The sequence below is a fragment of the Propioniciclava sp. MC1595 genome, assembly GCF_017569205.1.
Taxonomy (GTDB): Bacteria; Actinomycetota; Actinomycetes; order Propionibacteriales; family Propionibacteriaceae; genus Propioniciclava.
In genome coordinates, this window is record NZ_CP071870.1 from 810,563 (window position 1) to 830,801 (window position 20,239).

Below are 20,239 nucleotides of genomic sequence, written 5' to 3' on the forward strand. Positions count from 1 at the left end.
CTCACCGCACCCGGACGCGCGGGTCGATGGCCGCGTACGCGATGTCGACGACCATGTTGACGAGGATGTAGATGAGCGCGGCCATCATGATCAGCACCTGCAGCACCGCGTAGTCGCGGGTCTCGAAGCCGTAGGCCAGCGCGTGCCCGACGCCGCGGAAGGTGAACACGCGCTCGGTCAGGACGGCGCCCGCGAGCAGGGCGCCGGTCTGCAGGCCGATGGTGGTCACGACGGGGATCAGGGCGTTGCGCAGGACGTGCCGGCCGCGGATCGTCGCGGCCCGCAGGCCCTTGGCCTGGGCGGTTCGGACGTAGTCCTCGTCCAGCACCTCGAGCACGGAGGCGCGCGTGATGCGCAGGATCACCGCGAACGGGATCGAGCTCAGCGCTACCGCGGGGAGGATCAGGTGGCGCAGGGCGTCCCAGGCGGCGTCCCACTCGCGGGTCAGCAGTCCGTCGAGGACGTACATGCCGGTGATGTGGGTGGCGTTGATGCCGACGCTCTGGCGTCCGGACGGCGGCAGGATGCCCAACTGGATCGCGAACACGTACTTCAGCGCGAACGCCAGGAAGAACACGGGGACCGCGATGCCGACCAGGGAGAAGAGCACCGACCCGGTGTCGAGGAAGGTGCCGCGGCGGCGGGCGGCCAGGTAGCCCAGCGGGATGCCGAGCAGGATCGCCAGGGTCAGGGCGAAGAAGCTGAGCTCGATCGTCGCCGGGAACCGGGACAGGAAGATCTCGAGCGCGTCGCGTCCGGGAAGGACGCCGGTGGAGACGCCGAACTGGCCCTGCGCGGCCCGCTCGAGGAAGCGCAGGTACTGGATGAAGATCGGCTGGTCGAGGCCGAGCGCCTGCTCCAGTGCGGCACGGTCCTCGGGGGTGCTGCGCTCGCCGAGGAGCGCGGACACGGGGCCGCCCGGCAGCGAGCGCAGCCAGGCGAACAAGAGGAGGGACAGGACGAAGAGGGTCACGATGGCTTGGAGGAGCCGCCGGACGATGTATCTGCTCACAGGCTCACCAGGAGGAGGAGGCGAGGGCGGGGGCCGTGGGTGCGTGCACCCACGGCCCCCGGGACCTCACTCGGTGATCGTGACCGTGGAGAAGTCCTCCGCGGCCAGCGGGCTGGTCACCAGACCCTCCACGCCGGCGGCCACGACGATGGCCGGCGGGCTGTGGGAGATCGGGAGACCGGGCAGGTACTCCTCGGCGATCTTCTTGTTCAGGTCGGAGACCATCTGGTCGCGCTTGGCGGCGTCCGGCTCGGAGTCGGCGGCCACCAGGGCGTCGGTCAGCTCCTGCGCAAACGGGTAGTTCTTCGTCGCGAAGGCGTTGTCCTGCTTGGTGAAGAAGGTGCCGATGAAGTTGTCGGCCGAGTCGTAGTCACCGGTCCAGCCCAGCAGGAAGGCCGGGGCCTCACCCTGCTCGGTGCCGTCGAGGTAGCCACCGGTCCAGGGCTTGGCGACCGGGTTGATGGTGACGCCCACGGCCTCCCAGTCGGAGCGGATGGCCTCGTAGATGGACGCCGGGTCCGGCATGTACGGACGGGTCACCTCGGTGGGCTGCCAGAACTCGAGGGTCAGGTCGGAGTGACCGGCCTCGGCCAGGAGGGCCTTGGCCTTCTCGGGGTCGTGCGGGTACGGCTGCAGCGAGGTGTTGTAGCCCGACACGGCCTTCGGGAAGAACTGGCTCGCGGCCTCGGCGCCCTCGGGCAGCTGCGACTGGACGAGCTGGTCACGGTTGATTGCGTACGACAGGGCCTGGCGGACGCGGACGTCCTTGAGGGCCTCGTTCTTGGTGGCGTTCAGGCCGACGTAGAGGATGTTGAACGCGGGGCGGATCTCCACCTTCGCGCCGCCGTCCTCGAGTGCCTTCCAGTCAACCGGGTTGGGCAGGTCGTAGCCGTGGATCGTGCCGGCCTGCAGCTCCTGGCGGCGGGTCGACTCGTCGGGGATCGTGCGGATGACCATCTTGGCCACGCCCGCCTTGGTGCCCCAGTAGTCCTCGTTGCGGTTCAGCGTGACCTCGCCGGCGGCGTCGTCGTAGCCACCGAAGGTGAACGCGCCGGTGCCGGTCGGGTGCTCGAGGGCGTAGGCGGGGTACGTGAAGCCGCTGCCCTGCGCCTGGACGTTGTTGGCGTCGTACTTCTCGTGGGCAGTCGGGCTCTGGATGGCGTACGCGCCGTGGGCGAGGATGTCGGGGAACTTCGAGGTGACGCGGGTGACCTTGACCGTGGCGGTCATGCCGTCGGCGGTGCAGGACTCGAACAGCGAGTCCTTGTCGGTCTGGTCGGCGAAGCCACCGAAGTTGTTGTTCCAGTAGTAGGTCACCGCGGAGCTCTGGGCGGCGCCGGTCTGGTTGTACCAGCGGTCGAAGTTCGCGCACACCGCCGCGGCGTCGAGGTCGGTGCCGTCGTGGAACTTGACGCCCTCGCGGATCTTGAACGTCCAGGTGAGGCCGTCCCCTGAGCCCTCGTAGGACTCGGCGAGGCCGGGGCCCGTCTTCGCCTCGCCGGGGAGGAAGTCGAGCAGCTGCTCGTAGATCTGGCGGGTGACGCGGAACGTCTCACCGTCGGAGGCGTAGAAGGGGTCGAACAGCTTGGGGGCGCCGGCGGCGCCGAAGATGAAGGTGGCGTCGGCATTGGCGTTGCCGGAGTCCGACGGGGCGGCCGTCGCACCCGTCGTGCCTTGCGGGGCCGACGTCGTCGGGGTCCGCTGCGACTCCGCGCAGGCGGACAGGCCGACTGCGAGGGCCAGCGCGCCGGCGACGGCGACCAGCTTGCGGTTGGGCATCGGTGATGTCCTCTCGTTCGGGGGGCCGGCCCGGGTCCGGCCCAGCGATTGGGGTCAACCCAAGCAGAGCGGTTGAACAGTTCACCACCACCCACCCCATCTCGTGACCCAAATGAAACGCAGCTAGGCTCGGCCCGTGCTCCTGTCTGACCGCGACATCGCCGCCCAGATCGAGGCCGGACGCGTCCGGCTCGACCCCTACGACCCCGCGATGGTGCAGCCCTCCAGCGTCGACGTGCGCCTGGACCGCTACTTCCGGCTGTTCGACAACCACAAGTACCCCTTCATCGACCCCGCCGAGGAGCAGCCCGAGCTGACCCGGCTCGTCGAGGTCGACCCCGACGAGGCCTTCATCCTCCACCCGGGCGAGTTCGTGCTCGCCAGCACGCTGGAGCAGGTGAGCCTGCCCGACGACATCGCCGCGCGTGTGGAGGGCAAGTCCTCCCTGGGGCGCCTCGGGCTGCTGACCCACGCCACCGCCGGGTTCGTCGACCCCGGCTTCACCGGCCACGTCACCCTCGAGCTCAGCAACGTCGCCACGCTGCCGATCAAGCTGTGGCCGGGCATGAAGATCGGCCAGCTGTGCTTCTTCCAGCTCAGCTCGCCGGCCGAGCACCCGTACGGCACGCAGCAGCGCGGTTCGCACTACCAGGGCCAGCGTGGTCCGACGGCCTCGCGCTCCTTCGAGAACTTCAGGCGGACGCCGCCGGCGTAGCCCGCGCCCCGTCGAGGCCGGCTCAGCCGACCTCGACGGGGAGCAGGATGCGGCCGACGCTGTTGGACAGGTGGGCCTCGAAGAGAACGTCGGTGTCGATCGACCCCTCGGGCCACACGTCCATCTCGAGCATGACGAAGCCGTGCGTGGTCGCCCAGAGTGACAGCGCCATCGTGTCGGCGTCGTGCGGGGCGAGCACCCCGGCGTCCTGCAGGCGGTGCAGCATGCGGCGGATGGGCTCCACCATGGCCGCGCGCGGGGCGTAGTCGCTGCCCGACGGCCCCACGAACATCAGGCGGTACAGGCCTGGGTTGGCCCGGGACCAGGCGCGGTAGAGGGCACCGGAGGCCTGCAGCGCCTCGATCGTGGGCTCGCCGTCGGCGAGCTCGAACTGGGGGCGGAGGAAGTCCTCGCGGGCCACGCGGGCGACCTCGTCGATGAGGGCGTCCTTGCTGCCGAAGATCGAGTAGACGGCGTTGGTCGAGGTGTCGCACTCGGCCGCCAGGTCGCGCAGGGGGACGTCGTCGGGGTCCTGGGTGCGCAGGTGCTGCAACATCACCGCGACAAGGCGTTCACGCAGGTCGTCGGGATAGTTCTTGTGCCGCACCACGGGGCGGAGTATAGGAGGTCAGACGTCCTCGCGGCAGAGCTCGTCCAGCGCGTGGCGGCCGCTGGCGACCAGGCGGGGGAACTCGTCCGGGCGGGACAGCAGCACCAGCCCGAGGTGCAGCGCCCACGCGCGGGCGCGGACCCAGGTGGCGGCATCCACGGGGTGCCCTTCCTCGAGGCGCTCGGTGAACAGGCGGCGTCCGGTCGCGTCGAAGGTGAGCCACGCGGTCGCGAGGTCGCAGGCCGGGTCGCCGGCGGTCACGTCGCCCCAGTCGACGACGCCGGCGAGGCGGCCGTCGGCGCCGATCACGATGTTGTGCGGGTGGAGGTCGCCGTGGAGCCAGACGTCGACGCCGTCGAAGTCGGGGGCGTGGGACCAGGCCTCCCAGCGGGGGAGCAGGGCCTCCGCGAGTTCCGCGTGGCCGGAGCGCGCGAGGTCGGCCAGGCGGGAGCGCACGCGGGCGTCCGCGGCCTCGGTCGCCAGCGAGCCGCCGCGGAACGGGTTGACCGGCGCGTGCGTCGGGGCCGGCACGTGCAGGGACCAGGTGAAGTCGGCCAAGTCCTCGGCGAGGGCCACGCGCTCGGCAGGCGGCACCGCGGCCGCCTCGCGCCCGGGGATGTACTCGACCACCGACCAGGGGTGGGGGAAGTGCGGGCTGGGGCCTCCGACCGCGACCGGCTGCGGCGTGGCCGTCGTGAGCTGAGGGCCCAGCTCGGGCAGCCAGCGGACCTCGTCGGCGTGCAGTTCGGCCGCCGCCTCGTGGCGCGGGAGCCGGACCACCATGCGTTCCCCGAGGCGGAAGGTGTGGTTGTCCCAGCCGTCGGCGAGGCGCTCCACGGGGAGCCCCACGAGGGCAGGGGCCTGTTCCGCGAGGAGGGTGCGGACCAGCCCCGCGGACGTGCCGGGGCCGGCGGTGGGTGCGATCGCCATGGCTCCATTGCAGGCCAGCGAGGCCCCCGCACTCCACTGGGATCGGGGAGTTGCCTTCCATTGCCTCCGGCATGATGGGCGCATGAGCCTCCTCGAAGCAGCCCTGCGCGGCCACCGCGTGGTCGTCGAGATCCCCCGCGACGGCGTGGAGGACTGGGTCGCCCTGGCCGAGGTGCTGCTGCAGGAGGGACTGGGCGCCTGGGTGCTCCCGCCCGAGTTGTTCCCGATCGCGCCCGAGGTGCTCTCCCTCTACGGGTTCCGCGCGCGCGTGGGCGCGTGCGGCGTGACGGACGCCGAGGGCGTCCGCCGTGCGGTCGAGGCCGGCCTGCACTTCGTGCTGTCCCCGGTGTCGGACCCCGACCTGGCCGCCGCCGCGGGGGACGTCCCGTTCGTGGGCGGAGCGCTGACCCCGGGCGAGGTCGCGGCCGCGGCCCGGGGCGGGGCCGAGGTCGTGGCGGTCGCGCCGGCCGACGCGCTCGGCACCGCCTACGCGCGGGCCCTGCCGCCGCTGTTCCCCGGGCTGGCGCTCTTGCCGTGGGGCCGCCTCGAGCGCTACCAGTGCGAGATGTGGCTGGACGCCGGCGCCCGGGCCGTCGTGGTCGGCGACGTCGTGCTGCGCAACGACGGGTCGGGTGGGGCGAACTCGCCCGAGGAGGTCGGACGCCGCGCGGCCGCCTTCCGGCCGATCCTCGGCTCCTCCTGAGGGGTGCCTTTCAGTTGCTGAGTGCCAACTGAACGGAACCTGAGCCACTGAGTTTGACCCTGAGAAAATCTCAGCTAAATTGGTCCTCGTCCTCAGAGTCGCACCATCGGAGTACCAGATGTACCAGCCCCGCCGGATCGCGGAAGCCGCCTCGCCCGAAGTCGACGGCGCCGCCGCCTTCGTGGTCCCCGCGCGTCGCGCTGCTCGGAGCCGCTCCGACATCCTGCGCACCCGTGTTGCGCCGACCGCCGTGTCCGTGGCCCTGCTGGCCGCTTCCGGTGCGTTCGCGCTCAACCTGCGTGCCGCCGACGAGACCGCCAGCGCCGTTCCCGCCCCCGTCCGCGAGGCCGACACGCTGAGCCGCGACGCGGCCCGTGAGCTGGTCTCGACCGAGGAGACCACCGACGAGGCCTCGGCCGCCGTCGAGGAGGCCCCGGCCGAGCCCGTGGCCACCGAGGGTGACGCCGCCTTCGTGGCCGGCCAGTGGGCCGCCGCCTTCGGCGCCCCCGCCGGCACCAAGTTCATCCAGTCCGACACCGTGGTGCGCGTCCAGGCCAACGGCGACTCCGAGTCGCTCGGTTCGGTGAAGGAGGGCGACAAGATCTCGGTGACCGACAAGGTCGAGGGCAACTTCCGCCAGGTCGCCTTCAACGGCAAGGTCGGCTGGGTGCTCGACGCCCGCCTCGGCGACAAGGCCCCGGCCAAGCCCGAGCCGAAGCCGGCGCCCAAGGCCAAGGCGTCCACGAAGACGAGCACCGCGAGCGAGTCCGACTCGAGCGCCGCGTACACCGGCTCCACCAGCTACTCCGGCAAGACCGTCCTGGGCCTCAAGCCCAAGGCGATGGTCGTCTACAACGCCGTGACCGCCCGCTGGTCCTTCCAGGCCATCGGTGGCTACCGCGCCACGAACAACCGCTCGAACCACGGCTCCGGCGGCGCGATCGACTTCATGACCTACTCCGACTCCGCCAAGGGCTGGGCCGTCGCCCGCTACCTCGCCGCCAACGCGGGTGCGTTCGACGTCGACCACATCATCTTCGAGCAGAAGATCTGGACGCCCTACAAGCCGTACTGGCGCCCGATGGCCGACCGTGGCTCGATCACCGCGAACCACTACGACCACGTGCACGTGTCCGTGAACCTCTGACACCAGCGATTCCCAAAGAACCCAAGCCCTCGGCGCCCGCGCCGAGGGCTTGAGTTTTCTGCGCCGAGGGCTTGGGTTTCCCCGGTCCAGGGCGTGGGTTTGGGAGACCCCGCGCCGGGTGGCTGCCGGAGGCCTAGGCTGGCGTCCATGAGTGATGTCACCAAGACCGACGCCTGGGGCACGCTGACCCGGCTCAAGGAGAACTTCACCCCCGACCTGCGCGGCTGGTTCGAGGCTGACCCGAACCGCGCGAAGGCCTGGACGCGCGCGGCGGGAGACCTGCACGTCGACCTGTCGAAGAACCTGATCGACGACGAGGTCTTGGACGCCCTGGTCGCTCTCGCCGACGAGGTCGACCTGGCCGGCAAGCGCGACGCGATGCTGTCCGGCGTCCACATCAACAACACCGAGGACCGGGCGGTCCTGCACACGGCGCTGCGGCGTCCGAGCACCGACCAGCTCACGGTCGACGGCCAGGACGTGGTCGCCGACGTCCACGCCACGCTCGAGAAGGTGTACGCGTGGGCCGACAAGGTCCGCTCGGGGGAGTGGAAGGGCGTCACCGGCCAGCCGATCAAGACCGTGGTCAACATCGGCATCGGCGGCTCCGACCTGGGCCCGGTCATGGTGTACGAGGCGCTCAAGGCCTACAAGCAGGACGGCCTGGAGTGCCGGTTCGTCTCCAACATCGACCCCAGCGACGTCTACGAGAAGACGGTCGACCTCGACCCGACGACCACGCTGTTCATCGTGGCGTCCAAGACGTTCACCACGCTCGAGACCATCACCAACGCCAACATGGCGCGCACGTGGCTGCTCGAGGGGCTCGAGAAGGCCGGCGCGATCGACGGGTCGGACTCCTCGCGCACCGACGCGATCGCCAAGCACTTCGTCGCCGTGTCGACCGCCCTCGACAAGGTCGCGGACTTCGGCATCGACCCGGCCAACGCCTTCGGCTTCTGGGACTGGGTCGGTGGCCGCTACTCGGTCGACTCCGCGGTCGGCACCCCGATCGTGGTCGCCATCGGGCGTGAGAACTTCGAGGACTTCCTCGCCGGCTTCCACGCCATCGACACGCACTTCGCCGAGACGCCGTGGCGCGACAACGTGCCCGCGCTGATGGGCCTGCTCAACGTCTGGTACGTGAACTTCTTCAAGGCGCAGAGCCACGCGGTGCTGCCGTACGCGCAGTACCTGCACCGCTTCGCGGCGTACCTGCAGCAGCTGACGATGGAGTCCAACGGCAAGGGCGTGAAGGCCGACGGCACCCCGGTCACCACCGAGACCGGTGAGGTCTTCTGGGGCGAGCCGGGCACCAACGGCCAGCACGCCTTCTACCAGCTGATCCACCAGGGCACGCAGCTCATCCCGGCGGACTTCATCGCCGTGGCGACGCCGCACCGCGCCCTGACCGACGGCGGCCAGGACGTGCACGAACTGTTCCTGGCGAACTTCTTCGCCCAGACCAAGGCGCTGGCGTTCGGCAAGACCGCCGACGAGGTGCGCGCCGACGGCGTGGCCGAGGAGCTCGTGACCGCCAAGGTGTTCAAGGGCAACCGCCCGACGACGTCGATCATGGCCCCGTCCCTGACCCCGTCGGTCGTCGGACAGCTGATCGCGCTGTACGAGCACATCACGTTTACCCAGGGCGTGGTGTGGGGGATCAACAGCTTCGACCAGTGGGGCGTCGAGCTGGGCAAGGTCCTCGCCAAGCAGATCACCCCGGCCATCGGCGGCGACGCCGAGGCCCTTGAGGCCCAGGACCCGTCCACCAAGGCCCTCATCGAGTACTACCGGGCGAACCGGGCCTGACGCCGTAGGGCGCGACACTCACCTTCGTCACGTTCTCGGGGGAAGAGATTCCCCCTCATCTGTGACGAAGGTGAGTGTCGTCCCGGAAGGTACGCTCGACCGGGTGACGACCAACCCCCGCCGCCGGCGTCCGGTGCTGCGCACGCTCAGCACCCTGCTGGTGCTGGCGGGCCTCGGTGCGGCGAGCGTCGCCGGCCCCACGCTGTGGACCCGGTTCGTGGCGCGCGACCGCAACCTCACCGCTGAACAGGCCCCGGCCCGCGACGTGGCGATCATCTTCGGCGCGGAGATGTACCCCTCGGGGCGCCCGTCGCCGTACCTGAAGGCGCGCCTCGACCTCGGCGCCGAGCTCTACGACGCCGGCAAGGCCCAGGTGCTCATCGTTTCGGGCGACAACGCCGCCGAGCACCACCACGAAACCACGAACATGAAGCGCTACCTCGTCAGCCGGGGCGTCCCGGCCGAGCGTGTCGTCGAGGACGAGCACGGCCTCGACACCTACGACACGTGCGTCCGCGCCCGCGAGGTGTTCGGCATCACCGAGGCGTTGCTGGTCAGCCAGCGCTACCACCTGCACCGTGCGGTCGCGACGTGCGAGGCCGTCGGGGTGGACGCCGTGGGCGTGGGTGACGTGTCGGTCAAGGCCACCAGCAAGCGCTGGGACGAGTTCGCCACCCGTGAGGTCGGCGCCAACCTCAAGATGGTCTGGGACGTCACGACCCGGCGGACCCCGAACCTCGAGGGCGATCCGGACGCCGTCAGGCGTGCGCTGGGCGCGTGAACGCGTCCTGGGGCACGCCCACCAGCAGCACCAGCGCGCAGATAGCGGCCGTCACCCCACACAGCGTCCACACGACGAGGTAACCCGACAGGGGAGCGGCCGTCTGCCCGGCCTCGACCGCCGCCGCGGAGACGCCCTGGAAGAGCGCCACCCCGAACACCGCCGACGCGATCGAGCCGCCGACGGTCTTGGTCGCGTTGGTCAGGCCGGTCGCCATGCCCGAGCGGGCTTCGGGCGCCGCAGCGGCCGCCGCCGACGGCAGCGCGGCCACCAACAAGCCTGAGCCCAAACCGGCGACCACCATGTTCGTCAGCGTCTGCACCAGCGTGTCGTGGAACGGCAGGAACAGCAGGTAGCCCACCGCCACGAAGGCCGCCGCCACGACGAGCGCCAGCCGCGGCGACAGCAGGCGCGACACCACCGGCAGCAGCAGCGCCCCGATCGCCAGGGACAACACGTAGGCGCCGATGATGTAGGACACCGTCCCGGCGGTGAGTCCCAGCCCGTAACCGACTGCAGAAGGGTCGGTGCGGGCGAACGTCGACAGCGGCACCTGCGCGCCGAGCACCGAGACGCCGAACAGGGTCGCGGTCAGTTGGACCGGCCACTGGGCGGGGGCAGCGAGCATGCGCACGTCGACCAGCGGCTCCTCCACACGCAGGGAGTGCCGCACGAACGGCACCAGCAACCCGAACGCGGCCAGCAGCGCCAGCCACGTCCAGATCGAGCCGACGCCGACCAACCGCACCAGCGACAGCCCGGCCATCAGGGCCACAAGGGACGCGGTCAGCCAGGCGATGCCACCCAGGTCCAGCTTCCCGGCCGCGGTCGGCGGCATCGAGGGCACCCAGAGCCAGATCGCGAGCAGGCACAGCGTCACCGCGACCGCGGGCAGCGCGAGCACGACCCCGAACGGCAGCACGTCGACCAGCGCCCCGCCGGCCAGGGCCCCGGCGATCACGCCCGCCTCGAGGGCGAAGACGAGCACGCCGGCGGCGCGGCGGGTGCCGGCGGGCGCGTCGACCGCGCCGGCCCGGCGCGCGGTCAGGTAGATGATCGCGACCTCCAGCGGCAGCCAGACCGCGTAGGCCCCCTGCAACCCCCACGCCACGAGCAGCGTCGCGAACGACGGCGCCACCGCCACCCCCCACGACGCCAGCGCGGTGACCAGCGTCGAGACCAGCAGGATCCTCTTGTGGCCCCACAGGTCGCCCATCTTGGCCAGGATCGGCACCGACAGGGCCGACACCATCAGCTGGGCGGCCTCGAGCCAGTTCACGTCGGCGTCGTGCACGCCCGAGTGCCGGGCGATGTCGGTGAGGATCGGCGTGTAGTAGCCCTGCAGGATGCCCGACGTCACCTCCACCAGCGCCAGCGCCGCCACGATGGCGCCGAGCCCCGCCAGCCACGGACGCCGTGCGGCCCGCCTCGCCTCGCGTGTGGTCATGCACAGGCCTCCTCGATCAGTCGGGTCATGAACCGGACGCCCTCGGCCAGCGTCGCCACCGCCACCTGCTCGTCGGCGGCGTGGAGGCGGGCGCGGTCGGCGTCCGACATGCGCAGGGGCGCGAACCGGTAGACGTGGTCGCACCACGGCGAGAACCGGCGGGCGTCGGTGGCGCCGTTCTGCACGTACGGCGAGGCCACCGCGTCGGGGAACACCTCGCCGATCACGCGCACGAGCAGCGCCCAGCGGTCGTCGTCGGTCCGCGAGACCCGCGATGCCTCGGTCGACTCGACGATCTCGATCGACACCGACCGGTCCCGCACCGCCCGCCGCAGGTGGGCGACGGCGGCGGCCACCGTCGTGTCGGTGTCCAGGCGCAGGTTCACCACGGCCTCGGCGCGGGTGGCCAGCACATTGGACGCCGGCGACCCGGCCAGCTGCGTCACGGCCATCGTCGTGCGGGCGATCGCCGCGGTCTCGGGGCCGAGCGCGACCAGCGCGCGGGCGAAGACGGGGGAGAGGGCGTCCGCACGGGTGTACAGCGCGCGCAGCGGGCTGGTCGCGTGCTCGCCCAGGGTGCGCAGCATCGCGACGGTCGGCTCGGCCAGCCGGGCCGGGAACGGGTGCCGCTCCAGCCGCAGGATGGCCCGGGCGATCCGGGCGGTGGCCCCGTGCCGGTGGGGCGTGGAGGCGTGGCCGCCGGCGTCCGTCGTCGACAGCCGCACGGTCGCGATGCCCTTCTCGGCGACGGCGACCATGGCTGCGGAGCGCCCCACGCCGGGCAGCACGCCCGCGTCCACGACCGCGCCGCCCTCGTCGAGCACGAGCCACGGCCGAACCCCACGCCCCCGCAGGAGTTCGGCCGCCTCCTGCGCGGTGGTGCCGGCGACCTCCTCGTTGTCGCCGAACAGCAGCCAGACGTCGCGCCGCGGCGCGAACCCGGCGGCCAGCAGGGCCTCGACCGCCTCCGCGACGACCAGCAGCATCCCCTTGTCGTCGAGCACGCCGCGCCCGATGAGCTTGCCGTCCACGACCCGCGCCTCGAACGGGTCGCCGCTCCACTCCTGGCCGGTCACGGGCACCACGTCCTGGTGGGCCATGAGGACCAGCGCGTCGGCGTCCGGGTCGCTGCCGGGCCAGCGGAACAGCAGCCCGTGCGGCCCCACCCGCGTCAGCTCGCACCGCTCGTGCAGCAGCGGGTACAGCTCGGCGAGGGTGCAGTGCAGCGCCTCGAAGGGGGTCGGGTCGGTGGCGGCGGGGTCGGGGGCCGCGACGGTCGGGTGGGCGACCAGCCGTGCGAGCCGGGCGGCGAGCGCGTCCATCGCGTCAGGGTAGGGGTCGGACGCCGCGGGCGCCAGAGGGCGCGTGGGCGGGTCGGCCTACCGGGTGGACCCGAAGCGGAAGGTCACCTTCGCGTCGGGGGAGACCCCGAGGATGATGCCTCGGTAGAAGTTCTCGGCCTGGTCCTGGAGGAGGTCGCGGTTGGCGTCCACGTGCTCGCGCTTGGCGTCGTCGTCGAGCAGCTCGGTGATGACGGCGGCCGTGTCGATCTCGGGGGTGACCCAGCTGAGGATGCCGTTGTTCTCCAGCGCGGTCTTGAACGAGACGTCGTCGTACCCGATGAACTCGAAGGCGGGGATGCTGACGAGGTAGGTGTCCTCGCCGGTACGGGTGAGCACGACGTCGGCGCCGTCGATGCCGAGCAGGGCGCGGTAGTTGTACTGGAGGAACTTGGTGCGGCCCGTGCCGGGGATGCGCTGGCCCAGGATCGTGCCCTGGGTGCTCTCCTCGGCGATGCCCTGGATGCCGAGGCTGACCAGGACCACCTCCTCCTGGCGCTCGATCGCCTGGATCACCTGGGTGTCGCGCGACTCCGTCACGGTGCCGACGGGCTTGGTCAAGGTCGGGAGGATGAACGCGAACACCACGGCGCCCCCGGCGACGAGGCCGACGACCAGGGCGAGGACGCCGGCGAGCCAGGGCCTCACGTGTGCACCGCCGAGTCGCGCCGCTGCTGGGACAAGCGGGCCAGCTTGGCGCTGCGCCGGTCGCTGAGCACGATCGACACCACCAGGGCCAGTCCGCCGACCGCGGCGAGCAGGAAGAACACCACGGCCAGCACCGGGTAGCCCAGGAAGAGCGGGCCGCCCGAGCCCGACCGCGTCATCAGGGCGGCCGCGATCGTGATGGCCGCCAGCACGATGCCGATCGTGAGCCGGTTGACCATGCGGTGGGCGTCGCGCATGACGCGGTCCTCGTCGATGGCCCTCACCCGCACCTCGAGCTCGCCGTCGGCCAGCGCCGAGACGATCTGGTTGGCCCGGCGGGGGAGGTTCTCGGCGAACTCCTTGGACTCCAGCGCCCCCACGGCCACGGTCGCCAGCGACGGCTTGGCCGAGGCGGCGAGCGCGCGCGGCAGGTGGTCGGCGATCGCGGCGGCCGGCACGAAGCCGGGGTCGAGGTGCTGGGCGCTCTGGTCGAGGTTCATCAGGGTCTTGCCGACCAGCGACATCTCGGCCGGTGGGCGCAGTCCGTGGTCGCCCGACAACCGGACGAGCTCGACCAGGATCGTGCCCGCCTGCAGGTCGGCGCCCAGCGAGAGGGTGCCCGAGACCAGGTGGGAGACCTCGTCGCGGAAGCTCGCGGCGTCGTAGTCCTCCAGTGGGTGGCCGAGCCCGGCGAGGGTGGCGGCCACGGACTCGCCGTCGGCCTCGGAGACCGCGAGCAGCAGCTTGATCAGCCGCGACTGCAGGCGCTTGGGGACGGTGGTGACCATGCCGAGGTCGATCAGGCCGATCTTCCCGTCGTCGGTGACGAGCAGGTTGCCCGGGTGCGGGTCGGCGTGCAGGAGGCCCTCGTCGAGCATCGTGCGCAGCATGAACCCGAACAGGGCGTCGGCCAGCGCGGGCCCGTCGATGTCCATGAGGCCGAGCGGGCCGACGTCGGTGACCTTCTTGCCGCTGATGCGGTCCATCGTCAGCACGCGCGAGGAGCTGAAGTCCCGGTAGGGCTTGGGGACCACGATGAGCGGTTCCCGGGCCGCGAGGCGTCCGAAGAGCTCGAGGTTGGCCGCCTCCTTGCGGTAGTCGAGCTCGTCGGCGAGCGTGCGCCGGAAGTGGGCGAGCATCGCCTGCGTGCCGACGCGGCGGCCGGCGCGGGTGCCGTCGACCAGCTTGGCGACCTGGTCGAGGGCCTCCATGTCGGCGCGCACCTGCTCCCGGACGCCCGGGCGCTGCACCTTCACCACCACGTCGCGCCCCGAGCGGGTCACCGCACGGTGCACCTGGCCGATGGACGCCGACGCCAGCGGCACCTCGTCGAACTCGCTGTACAGGTCGCGGGTGCGCGCGCCGAGGTCGGCCTCGATGGTCGCGTGGACGTCCTCGATCGCGAAGGGTTCCACCCCGTCCTGCAGGCGCTGGAGCGCCTCGGTGTAGGGGGCCGGCAGGAGGTCGTAGCGGGTCGACATCAGCTGGCCGAGCTTCACGAACGTGGCGCCCAGGCCCTCCAGGTCGGACGCGAGGCGCTCGGGCGACCCGGACGCCGGGTCCGCGACCGCCTCGTCCACCCCGAACGGGTCGGGCCCGCCGGTCGCCGTCAGCGCCGGTCCTGCATGGCGTGCGGCCACCATCAGGATGCTGGCCAGACGGGCGGTCGAGTGCGGCATGGTCCCTCCTTCGCGAGTGCATCCAGCGTAGTCGCGCGGGTGCTCCGCGCGCGTGAACCGCCGACGGCCCGTGCTCCGTGCGCCGAGAGCCCGTGCTCGCGCCGTGTGGGAGAATGCAGCAATGCAATCCCTCGCCTCGCTGCTCACCGCGCGCGTCGAGGCCGCCGCCGGGATCGACCCGGAGATGCGGCCCGCCACGAAGCCCCAGTTCGGTCACTTCCAGTCCAACGTGGCCCTGCGCCTGGCGAAGGCCGAGGGACGCCCCCCGCGCGACGTCGCCGCCGACCTGATCGGCCGCATCGAGGTCGACGACCTGTGCGAACCGCTCGAGGTGGCCGGCCCGGGCTTCATCAACTTCCGCATCCGGGCGTCCGTGCTCGCGCAGGCGGCCACCGACCTGCTCGGCGACCCCGACACCGGCATCACCCGGGCCGCCGATCCGCAGACCGTCGTCATCGACTACTCGGCCCCGAACGTCGCCAAGCCGATGCACGTGGGCAACCTGCGCTCGACGATCATCGGCGACTGCTTCAACCGGGTGTTGAGCGCCTGCGGCCACCGGGTCATCCCCGCCAACCACATCGGCGACTGGGGCACCCAGTTCGGCATGCTGGTGCAGTTCATCCTCGACGAGGGCGTCGACACCGCCTCGCTCGACCTCGACGGCTCCGTCGCGCTCTACAAGCGCGCCCAGGAGCGGTTCAAGTCCGACGAGCAGTTCGCGGACGCCGCCCGCCGCCGGGTGGTCGCGCTGCAGTCCGGCGACGAGGAGACCCTCGGCATCTGGCGCACGCTCGTCGAGGTGAGCAAGAAGGGCTTCAACGAGGCCTACGAGCGCCTCGGCGTCCTGCTCACCGACGACGACCTGTACGGCGAGTCGTTCTACAACGCGATGCTGGCCGAGGTGGCCGCCGACCTCGAGCAGCGGGGGATCGCGGTCGTCGACGACGGCGCCCTCGTGGTCTTCGTGGCCGGGCAGGAGGCGCCGCTGATCGTGCGCAAGAGCGACGGCGGCTTCGGCTACGCGGCCACCGACCTCGCGGCGATCCGCTACCGCACCACCCAGCTGGACGCCGACCGCATCATCTACGTGGTCGGCATGCCCCAGTCGTTCCACTTCCAGCAGGTGTTCGCCGTGGCCCGCATGGCCGGCTACCTGCCCGAGGACGTCACCGCCGAGCACGTCGGCTTCGGCTCGGTGCTGGGCCCTGACGGCAAGATGCTGCGCACCCGCGCCGGCGGAACGGTCACGCTGCAGTCGCTGCTGGACGAGGCCGAGGAGGTCGCCACGCGCCCCATCGCGATGGCGGCGGTGAAGTACTCCGACCTGTCCAACCAGCTGCAGAAGGACTACGCCTTCGACGCCGAGCGGATGACCGCGACCACCGGCGACACCGGCCCGTACCTGCAGTACGCCCACGCGCGCGCCAACCAGATCCTGCGCCGTGCCGAGGCCGAGGGCATCACCTGGGAGGCGGTCACCACGCTCACCGAGCCCGCCGAGCAGGCCCTGGCCCTGCAGCTGAGCCGCTTCGGCGAGGTCGTGGCCGGCGTCGCCGAGGACCTCCAGCCGCACAAGCTGTGCACCTACCTGTTCGAGACGGCCACGCACATGAGCACGTTCTACGAGCAGTGCCCGGTGCTGAAGTCCGAGGGCGACGTGCGTTCGTCGCGCCTGGCGCTGTGCGCCACCACGAAGAAGGTGCTGGCCCGCGGCCTGGAGCTGCTCGGCATCGAGGCGCCCGACCAGATGTGACCCAATGCGAGACGCCCCCCACCATCAAGGTGGGGGGCGTCTGGCGTTCAGCAGCTCAGTCCTTCTTCTTGTCCTTCTTGGACTTCGTGTCCTTCTCCTTGCCCTTCGCGGCCGCCTCGGCGGGGCCCTCGCCGCCGCGCAGGGCGTCGGGGTTGGCGAGGGCGTCCACGGCCAGCCAGGCGGCGCCGACGATGCCGGCGGCGTTGCGCAGCTTGGCGGGCACGATCGGCGTCTTGAGCTTCAGCAGCGGCAGGAACTTGTCGGACGCCTTGCTCACCCCGCCGCCCACGACGATCAGGTCGGGCCAGGTGTAGAACTCGAGGCGCTCGTAGTAGGGCTGCAGCCGCTCGGTCGCCCACGTCTCGTAGGACAGTTCCTCACGGTCCTTCACGGACGCCGCGGCCTGCGGTTCGGCGTCCTTGCCGAACATCTCGATGTGGCCCAGCTCGATGTTGGGCACCAGCGTGCCCTTGTGGATCATCGCGGTGCCGATGCCCGTGCCCAGCGTGGTGACCATGACGAGGCCCGGGTGGTCCTTGGCGGCGCCCCACAGCACCTCGGCGATGCCGGCGGCGTCGGCGTCGTTGACCAGCGTGATCGGGCGGCCGAGCGCCTCGCGGAAGATGTCCTCGGCCGGGGCGTCCACCCATGCCGGGTCGATGTTGGCCGCCGACCGGGTCCGGCCGTGGGTGACGACGGCGGGCACGGTGATGCCGATGGGCCCGTCGCCGAGCTCGGCGGCGAAGTGGTCGGCGATCTGCTTCACCACGGCGGCGACGGCCTCGGGCGTCGCGGGCTGCGGGGTGGGGATGCGCAGCCGGTCGGTCGCGAACTCGCCCTTCCTCAGGTCGACGATCGCCCCCTTGATGCCGGAGCCGCCGATGTCGATGCCGAGTGCGTATCGCTGCTTCATGGGCGCCAGCCTACTGCGCATCAGGAGGCGTCCGCAGGCCCTGCGCGACCTCGACCGGCGCGGGAAGTGAGGTGGGCAGGGGGGCTGTGGCCGGCGTCCAGATGTCGGGGACGCCGACCAGCACGACGCCCGCCGGGTCGGCCTCGACGGCAGCCGTGCGGAGGCCGGGCGGGTCCAGGAGCTCGTCCACGCGGGCGGCGCGGGCGCGGTCCATCTCGGCCAGCGCGAGCGCACGGGCGTGCGGGGCGTCCAAGTGGCTGATGGCGCCCATGCCCATGAGGTCGGTGGTCTTGGCCGTCACGCTGGCGAGGCCGAGGCGCCGCTCGAACGGGCCCTGGCTGAGCTCGACCGACTGCAGGCGCGCGTGGGGCACGACGATCTGGCGGCGGTGCAGCCAGCCGCGGCGCACGACGAGCACCTGGTCGTCGACCGCGAAGCCCATCCACTCCCACTGCAGGGGGTCGAGCCAGCGGGCGCGCTCGGGGGTGCGGGTGAACCGCAGCTCCTCCAGGCGCAGGCCGGGCCAGATCGCGGCGAGCGCCACCTGCACCTGGGCGGGCGTGCCGAACGGCAGGTAGATGGTCGACGAGCTCAACGACTCGGAGTCCTCGCCGCCCAGACCCAGCACCGTGATGTCGAGGCGGGCCCGACCGAGCCAGCGCCACAGCAGCGGTTGCCGGGTCTCGACGGCCTGCACGCGGTGCACGGGGATCGTCTGGGAGCGCAGGGTGAACAGGCCACGCGTGATGCGCAGGCCGGCTGGCGTGCGCGCGAGCGTGTAGTTGAACTGGCCGAACAGCCGCTTCGACAGCGAGCCGAGGATGGCCAGCGCGAGGCCGGCCATGCCGCCGCCCCAGGCGAGGACGGACCAGTCGAACAGCCACCCCAGCACCCACGGGACGGCGAAGGCGAGCATCAGGAACCAGATGTCCATGGTCGCGAACGCGCTCAGGATGATCTCGCCGGGGTTCAGGCGCACCAGCACCTGGTCGCCCTGCGCGGTGTCGTCCCACGCGGACGCCTCGCGCCCGGGCTCGCTCGTGGTGGCGGTGCGCCCGGTGGCGCGCGTCATCAGGTAGTCACGGATCTCGGTGGCCCGGGATCGCTTGAGGAAGGACAGCGTCGCCCCGTCGTCGGCGCCCACGTCGATCTTCACCTGTGCCAGTCCGAGGAGGCGGGCCGCGAAGGGCTGGGTGACGTCGACGGACTGGATGCGGCTGAACGCGATCCGCTTGCTCTCATGGAAGGCACCGGTGTTCTCGAGGCGGAACTCCTGGTCGTCGATGACGAACCGCGTCGTCCACCACGACCAGTAGCCGGTGCCGAGCCCGATGACCACGCCGCCGGCGACGAGGAACACCCACCACGGCATGTCCTGGAGGCGCTCGCGCATCTCGCCGAGGTCGTTCCAGATCGGGTCGCCCTGCAGGACCGATGACACCACGAACCAGCCCAGCGCGACCACGCCGATCCAGAGGTTCACGAAGGGCGTCAGCGGGTGGAGGCGCTCCTCGATGCGGGTCGGGGAAGGGGGCGGGCCCGCCGTGGGCACCGGGATTTCGTTGGTCACAGCCCCGACCCCTCGGCGTCGCTCAGCTCGATGATGAGGTCGCGCAGGGCCTTGGCCTCGTCGGCCGGGAGGCCCGGGATGATGCCGTTGGTGGCGGCCGCCGCGGTGACCAGCTCGACGTTGGCCAGCCCGTAGGCGCGCAGCAGGGGGCCGGAGGAGACCTTGACCACCTGCATGCGGCCGAAGGGCACGACCTCGAGGTTGCGGAACCACAGGCCCCCGACGATGCAGAGGTCCTTGTCGCGCCGTGCCCAGCCGTAGCTCGCGACCAGCCGCTTCGCGCGGAACCAGCGCCACACCCACCAGGCGACGCCGAGGGCCAGCCAGGCCGGCCCGGCCCATCGCACGGGCTCCTCGGGCGGCACCACGAACCAGAGGATGAGCGCCGCCGGCACGAAGACGATGAACGACCAGATGCTCGACGAGATCCGCTTGACCGTCGTCAGCTTCGGCGAGACCCGCCGCCACGCCTCGGATGGGGGAGCGAAGGGCTCGACGCCGCCCTCGGGCGGGCCGGCGAGCATGGGGTCGGGCACGAACGGCGGTGCGACGGGCGGCTGCTGCGGTTCGTACGGTGGCGCAGCGGGCGCGTACGGGGGTGCGGCGACGGGGGTGGTCGGAGGCGCGCCGTCCTGGGGGCGGGGCGGCGGCATGAACTCCGGGGGCTGCGACTGCATGGGTTCCACCCTAGGACCTCGGTCCGACGGGGCCGATCACCGAATGGCCAGTCGATGGTCGATCAGCGACGCCGCTGCTTGCCCTTCGCGTCGATCCCGCCGAACATGACGAGCCCCTTGAGCACGATCGTGGGGCCGCCGGGCGCGGGCGTGATGTTCTTGACGTCGCTGCCGCCGAAGATCGCGATCGTCTCGTTGCGGACGTTCACGCCGTCGGGCACCACCACGTCAACGCCGCCGAAGGCGCAGAAGACGTTGAGGGTGATGACGTCGGAGGCGAAGGTCGCGTCGCGGAAGTCGAACCGCGAGCCCCCGAACATGGTCAGGTTCGAGATGTTGCGCCGGGCGCGCCAGCCGCCGGTGCGCTCCATCCCGCCGAAGATGGCGAAGGTGGTCTCGGCCTCGTTGGTGTCGACCGAGCGGTCGACCGTCGGGGCGCCGGCCAGGGAGAAGGCGCCGACCGTGCGGCCGGTGTTGGCGTCGGGGACGAGGTCGCCGGTGAGAGCGCGCAGGTCGTCGAACGTCTTGGCCTCCATGGCCTGGGCGAGGCGGGTGTCGTGCTCCTCACGCGTGAGGCGTCCCTCGGCGTAGGCGGCGGAGAGCAGGTCGGTCACGATCGCGCGGTCGGCGTCGGCGGCGCGCAGGTGTCCCGGGTAGCGGCGGGGTTCGGGGACGTTGCTCATGCGGCCAACCTAACCCCGCCGGACGCCGCGGGCGAGG

18 protein-coding genes are annotated in these 20,239 nt (G+C 71.6%); 6 read left to right on the forward strand and 12 right to left on the reverse strand.

The annotated features are described in order from the left end of the window. Nucleotide 1: 1 nt before the first annotated feature. Both J4N02_RS03760 and J4N02_RS03765 read right to left on the reverse strand, forming a co-directional pair. On the reverse strand, nt 2-1,012 hold the full coding sequence (locus tag J4N02_RS03760) for an ABC transporter permease (protein WP_182814288.1): 1,011 nt from the start codon (nt 1,010-1,012) through the stop codon (nt 2-4). A 66-nt stretch (nt 1,013-1,078) separates the two neighbouring features. Further along, nucleotides 1,079-2,791 carry an ABC transporter substrate-binding protein gene (locus tag J4N02_RS03765; RefSeq protein WP_188334135.1) on the reverse strand — a complete coding sequence of 571 codons (1,713 nt, stop codon included), beginning with the start codon at nt 2,789-2,791 and terminating at the stop codon, nt 1,079-1,081. 136 nt (nt 2,792-2,927) lie between these two features. Here J4N02_RS03765 and dcd point away from each other — a divergent pair, with 136 nt between their 5' ends. After that, entirely contained in the window at nt 2,928-3,506 is a 579-nt protein-coding gene (gene dcd / locus J4N02_RS03770) for a dCTP deaminase (protein ID WP_182814290.1), read from the forward strand. 22 nt (nt 3,507-3,528) lie between these two features. Here dcd and J4N02_RS03775 read toward each other — a convergent pair whose 3' ends face one another. Together J4N02_RS03775 and J4N02_RS03780 are read right to left on the reverse strand one after the other, a co-directional pair. After that, nucleotides 3,529-4,116, reverse strand: a complete 588-nt coding sequence (locus J4N02_RS03775) for a TetR/AcrR family transcriptional regulator (protein WP_188334134.1) — start codon at nt 4,114-4,116, stop codon at nt 3,529-3,531. Between the two features lie 18 nt (nt 4,117-4,134). After that, on the reverse strand, nt 4,135-5,046 hold the full coding sequence (locus J4N02_RS03780) for an aminoglycoside phosphotransferase family protein (RefSeq protein WP_188334133.1): 912 nt from the start codon (nt 5,044-5,046) through the stop codon (nt 4,135-4,137). A gap of 82 nt (nt 5,047-5,128) precedes the next feature. Here J4N02_RS03780 and J4N02_RS03785 point away from each other — a divergent pair, with 82 nt between their 5' ends. The 4 genes from J4N02_RS03785 (at nt 5,129) to J4N02_RS03800 (ending at nt 9,489) form a co-directional block, all read left to right on the forward strand. Then, entirely contained in the window at nt 5,129-5,749 is a 621-nt protein-coding gene (locus tag J4N02_RS03785) for a bifunctional 4-hydroxy-2-oxoglutarate aldolase/2-dehydro-3-deoxy-phosphogluconate aldolase (protein WP_188334132.1), read from the forward strand. Nucleotides 5,750-5,867: 118 nt separating this feature from the next. Next, a complete protein-coding gene (locus J4N02_RS03790) occupies nt 5,868-6,896 on the forward strand; it encodes an SH3 domain-containing protein (protein WP_188334131.1) in 1,029 nt (342 codons plus the stop codon). Nucleotides 6,897-7,043: 147 nt separating this feature from the next. After that, on the forward strand, nt 7,044-8,708 hold the full coding sequence (gene pgi, locus J4N02_RS03795; protein ID WP_375539361.1) for a glucose-6-phosphate isomerase: 1,665 nt from the start codon (nt 7,044-7,046) through the stop codon (nt 8,706-8,708). A gap of 103 nt (nt 8,709-8,811) precedes the next feature. Beyond that, entirely contained in the window at nt 8,812-9,489 is a 678-nt protein-coding gene (locus J4N02_RS03800; protein ID WP_182814295.1) for a vancomycin high temperature exclusion protein, read from the forward strand. Here the strand turns inward: J4N02_RS03800 and J4N02_RS03805 are convergent. The 4 genes from J4N02_RS03805 to J4N02_RS03820 are packed head-to-tail and all read right to left on the reverse strand — an operon-like array spanning nt 9,467 to nt 14,603. Continuing rightward, the gene (locus J4N02_RS03805; RefSeq protein ID WP_188334130.1) at nt 9,467-10,936 is read right to left on the reverse strand and encodes an MFS transporter; all 1,470 of its coding nucleotides are present in this window, start codon (nt 10,934-10,936) and stop codon (nt 9,467-9,469) included. The genes J4N02_RS03800 and J4N02_RS03805 overlap by 23 nt on opposite strands. After that, entirely contained in the window at nt 10,933-12,258 is a 1,326-nt protein-coding gene (locus J4N02_RS03810) for a M20/M25/M40 family metallo-hydrolase (RefSeq protein WP_188334129.1), read from the reverse strand. Before J4N02_RS03810 ends, J4N02_RS03805 begins: the two co-directional genes overlap by 4 nt. Nucleotides 12,259-12,315: 57 nt before the next feature. Continuing rightward, the gene (locus J4N02_RS03815) at nt 12,316-12,924 is read right to left on the reverse strand and encodes a hypothetical protein (RefSeq protein ID WP_188334128.1); all 609 of its coding nucleotides are present in this window, start codon (nt 12,922-12,924) and stop codon (nt 12,316-12,318) included. After that, nucleotides 12,921-14,603, reverse strand: coding sequence for an AarF/ABC1/UbiB kinase family protein (locus tag J4N02_RS03820; RefSeq protein WP_188334127.1), 1,683 nt, complete (start codon nt 14,601-14,603; stop codon nt 12,921-12,923). Before J4N02_RS03820 ends, J4N02_RS03815 begins: the two co-directional genes overlap by 4 nt. Before the next feature lie 121 nt (nt 14,604-14,724). Here J4N02_RS03820 and argS point away from each other — a divergent pair, with 121 nt between their 5' ends. Next, nucleotides 14,725-16,359 carry an arginine--tRNA ligase gene (gene argS, locus J4N02_RS03825; RefSeq protein WP_188334126.1) on the forward strand — a complete coding sequence of 545 codons (1,635 nt, stop codon included), beginning with the start codon at nt 14,725-14,727 and terminating at the stop codon, nt 16,357-16,359. Nucleotides 16,360-16,414: 55 nt separating this feature from the next. Here argS and ppgK read toward each other — a convergent pair whose 3' ends face one another. From ppgK to J4N02_RS03845, 4 genes are all read right to left on the reverse strand, one after another. Continuing rightward, the gene (gene ppgK / locus J4N02_RS03830) at nt 16,415-17,272 is read right to left on the reverse strand and encodes a polyphosphate--glucose phosphotransferase (protein WP_188334125.1); all 858 of its coding nucleotides are present in this window, start codon (nt 17,270-17,272) and stop codon (nt 16,415-16,417) included. A gap of 10 nt (nt 17,273-17,282) precedes the next feature. Next, a complete protein-coding gene (locus J4N02_RS03835; protein ID WP_188334124.1) occupies nt 17,283-18,842 on the reverse strand; it encodes a PH domain-containing protein in 1,560 nt (519 codons plus the stop codon). After that, complete coding sequence (locus J4N02_RS03840; RefSeq protein ID WP_188334123.1) at nt 18,839-19,519, reverse strand: PH domain-containing protein; 681 nt, start codon at nt 19,517-19,519, stop codon at nt 18,839-18,841. The genes J4N02_RS03835 and J4N02_RS03840 overlap by 4 nt, the downstream gene beginning before the upstream one ends. 62 nt (nt 19,520-19,581) lie before the next feature. After that, the gene (locus J4N02_RS03845; protein ID WP_182814304.1) at nt 19,582-20,202 is read right to left on the reverse strand and encodes a DUF1707 domain-containing protein; all 621 of its coding nucleotides are present in this window, start codon (nt 20,200-20,202) and stop codon (nt 19,582-19,584) included. Between the last annotated feature and the right edge of the window lie 37 nt (nt 20,203-20,239).

What these genes read in the sequence shown, in the direction of transcription:
- J4N02_RS03765 (WP_188334135.1), bottom strand. Translation starts at nt 2,791, where the DNA reads ATGCCCAACCGCAAGCTGGTCGCCGTCGCCGGCGCGCTGGCCCTCGCA.
- J4N02_RS03780 (WP_188334133.1), bottom strand. Translation starts at nt 5,046, where the DNA reads ATGGCGATCGCACCCACCGCCGGCCCCGGCACGTCCGCGGGGCTGGTC.
- J4N02_RS03785 (WP_188334132.1), top strand. Translation starts at nt 5,129, where the DNA reads ATGAGCCTCCTCGAAGCAGCCCTGCGCGGCCACCGCGTGGTCGTCGAG.
- J4N02_RS03790 (WP_188334131.1), top strand. Translation starts at nt 5,868, where the DNA reads ATGTACCAGCCCCGCCGGATCGCGGAAGCCGCCTCGCCCGAAGTCGAC.
- pgi (WP_375539361.1), top strand. Translation starts at nt 7,044, where the DNA reads ATGAGTGATGTCACCAAGACCGACGCCTGGGGCACGCTGACCCGGCTC.
- J4N02_RS03805 (WP_188334130.1), bottom strand. Translation starts at nt 10,936, where the DNA reads ATGACCACACGCGAGGCGAGGCGGGCCGCACGGCGTCCGTGGCTGGCG.
- J4N02_RS03810 (WP_188334129.1), bottom strand. Translation starts at nt 12,258, where the DNA reads ATGGACGCGCTCGCCGCCCGGCTCGCACGGCTGGTCGCCCACCCGACC.
- J4N02_RS03820 (WP_188334127.1), bottom strand. Translation starts at nt 14,603, where the DNA reads ATGCCGCACTCGACCGCCCGTCTGGCCAGCATCCTGATGGTGGCCGCA.
- argS (WP_188334126.1), top strand. Translation starts at nt 14,725, where the DNA reads ATGCAATCCCTCGCCTCGCTGCTCACCGCGCGCGTCGAGGCCGCCGCC.
- ppgK (WP_188334125.1), bottom strand. Translation starts at nt 17,272, where the DNA reads ATGAAGCAGCGATACGCACTCGGCATCGACATCGGCGGCTCCGGCATC.
- J4N02_RS03840 (WP_188334123.1), bottom strand. Translation starts at nt 19,519, where the DNA reads ATGCAGTCGCAGCCCCCGGAGTTCATGCCGCCGCCCCGCCCCCAGGAC.
- J4N02_RS03845 (WP_182814304.1), bottom strand. Translation starts at nt 20,202, where the DNA reads ATGAGCAACGTCCCCGAACCCCGCCGCTACCCGGGACACCTGCGCGCC.